The sequence below is a fragment of the Nonomuraea sp. MG754425 genome, assembly GCF_021699195.1.
Taxonomy (GTDB): Bacteria; Actinomycetota; Actinomycetes; order Streptosporangiales; family Streptosporangiaceae; genus Nonomuraea.
This window is the reverse complement of record NZ_SSXE01000472.1, coordinates 1-678: the sequence shown is the minus strand read 5'-3', so window position 1 is coordinate 678 and position 678 is coordinate 1. Positions and strand designations below refer to the sequence as shown.

Genomic DNA, 678 nt, shown 5'->3' with positions numbered 1-678 from the left:
GGTGTCGCCGGCCGGGCATCTCGACGCCGCCGGCTGCAACGTGCCCAGCGACGGCGTGCTCGACGCGATGGCGGCGCACCTGCGGCTGGAACGCGAGCGCGGCGGCTACCGCGCCGTCCCCGACCTCACCGCCGCCCGATCGGCCCTGGCCGCCCTGGTCACGGCAGGCCCGGGGGACGTGGCGTTCCTGGAGAGCGGGACGGCGGCGATGGCGGCGCTGCTCGGCGGGTGGCGGCTCGGACCGGGCAGCCGCGTCGCCTGCGCCCGCACCGAGTACGGCGGCACGCTCATGCTGCTGCGCCGCCTGTCCGTCCGGCACGGCTGGCGGCTCGTCGAACTGCCGGTGGACGGCCGGGCCCGGATCGACCCCGACGGCGTGCGCGCCCGGCTGGCGACGGGCCTGGACCTGGTGGTCGTCTCGCACCTCGGCTCCCACCACGGCGTCGTGCAACCGGCGGCGGAGATCGCGGCCCTGTGCCGGGCGGCGGGCGTGCCGCTCGTGCTGGACGTCTGCCAGTCGCTGGGGCACCTGGAGGTGCGCGGCACGGGCGCCACCGCCTACGTGGGCACCTCCCGCAAGTGGCTGGCCGGCCCGCGTGGCGTCGGCTTCCTGATCGTGCCCGGCCCGACCGCCGCCATGGACGCCCCCGCCCCCACCCTCAGCGGTCACCTCTGGCC

The 678-nt window shown here is 78.2% G+C and carries 1 protein-coding gene; it reads left to right on the top strand.

From position 1 onward, the window contains the following. A partial coding sequence (locus FAF44_RS53535; RefSeq protein ID WP_272896261.1) for an aminotransferase class V-fold PLP-dependent enzyme occupies nt 1–678 on the top strand: 678 nt, incomplete at both ends.